General features: G+C 69.4%; 1 protein-coding gene. It reads right to left on the bottom strand.

Features of this window, described 5'->3' with window-relative positions; translation table 11 throughout:
* Nucleotides 1-1,788: condensation domain-containing protein (locus tag ABD329_RS47685; protein WP_344318268.1), on the bottom strand; the 1,788-nt coding region annotated here is incomplete at both ends.

The following is a 1,788-nucleotide window of genomic DNA, read 5'->3' as shown; positions in this document are numbered from 1 at the left end:
CCGCATCCGGCGCCCGGACCACCCGCTCCTCGAACAACTCCACCACCGAACGACCCGGCACCTCACACACCGTGTCATTCCAGTCCCACACCACCGACCGGACCTCGGCCTCGTCCAGCAGATCAACACGGGACACGGGGGCGGTCGGCTCGGCCACGGCCTGGGTCAGAAGCCGGAGGAGTCGCTCGGTGAGCGTATGGGCCGTGGTGCGGTCGAACAGATCGGTGCTGAACTCCAGGACGCCGTTGAGCGCATGCACCTGCCCGTACTCGTCGTGGCTCTCGGTGAAGCCGAAGGCGAGGTCGAACTTGGCCACTGACGTCTCGACCTGCTGTCGCTCGGCGGTGAGCCCAGGAAGGCCGTCCAGCGAGTCCAGCGCCCCCTGGTAGTCGGTGTTGTTGAGGGTCAGCAGCACCTGGAAGAGCGGGTGACGGGCCAGCGAGCGCTCCGGGTTAAGCACCTCGACCAGCCGCTCGAAGGGCAGGTCCTGATGGGCGTACGCGCCCAGGTTCGTCTCCCGGACCCGGTCGAGGAGCTCGGCGAAGCTCGGGTTCCCCGACGTGTCCGTGCGCAGCACCAGCGTGTTCAGGAAGACGCCGACCAGATCGTCGAGCGAGGTGTCGGTGCGGCCGGCGATCGGCGTGCCGATGGGGATGTCCGTACCCCCGCCGAGCCGCGCGAGGAGGGCGGCGAGGGCTGCCTGAAGCACCATGAAGGGGCTGGCCTGCGCCTCCCGGGCCACCTCGGTGATCCGCGCGTACAGCGGCGGGGAGACCTGGAACGGTACGCGGTCTCCGCGGTAGGTGGCCACGGACGGCCGCGGCCGGTCGTACGGCAACTCCAGCTGATCCGGAAGACCCACCAGCGCGGAGGTCCAGTAGCCGAGCTGACGCGAGATCTCACTGTCGGGGTCGGACTCGTCACCGAGGACATCGCGCTGCCAGAGGCTGTAGTCCGCGTACTGCACCGGCAGCGGCTCGCGCACGGGAGCCTCACCGGTGGTGACACGGGCCGTGTACGCCACTGCCACATCACGCGCCAGCGGGGTGCGCGACCATGCGTCGCTGACGATGTGGTGGGTCAGGGCGAGCAGCACATGCTCCTGCTCCGCGACCGCGAACAGATGGGCACGGAAGGGAGTTTCGGCCGCGAGGTCGAAGGGACGGGCCGCCGCGACGGCCAAGTCCTCGTCCAGCCGCCGCTCGTCGGTCTCCACCACCGGAAGCTCCGTACGAACCTCGTCGGCGGGGAGGACGATCTGCCGAGAACCGTCGGCGTCCTCGGTGAAGACGGTGCGCAGGCTCTCGTGGCGGGCCACCACATCGCCCAGGGCCAGACGCAGCGCCTCCCGGTCCAGAGGACCGGTCAGCCGCAGCGCCACCGGAGCGTTGTAGGTGGCGCTGGGGCCCTCGAACTGGTTGAGGAACCAAAGCCGTTGCTGGGCATACGACAACGGGATCCGCTCCGGTCGCGGATCGGCCGGGGTCACGCGACGACGCACACCATCCGTCGCGAGAGCGGAGGAGATACCCGCGACGGTCGGCGTCTCGAAGAGCTGCCGGATGGGCAGCTCCGCCGCCAGGACACTACGGACCCGGCTGACCAGCCGCGTGGCCAGCAGCGAATGACCGCCGAGACGGAAAAAATCGTCATCGATGGTGACCGACTCCACGCCCAGCACCTCGGCAAAGAGACCGCACAGGATCTCCTCACGCGGCGAACGCGGGGCACGGCCCACAGCCGTCTCGGGCCCGTATTCGGGCGCGGGCAGCGCACGCCGGTCCAACT

The organism is Streptomyces javensis, from assembly GCF_039525925.1.
GTDB lineage: Bacteria > Actinomycetota > Actinomycetes > Streptomycetales > Streptomycetaceae > Streptomyces > Streptomyces asiaticus.
Note: the sequence above shows the minus strand (reverse complement) of the source record. Positions and strands in the feature narration are given on the sequence as shown.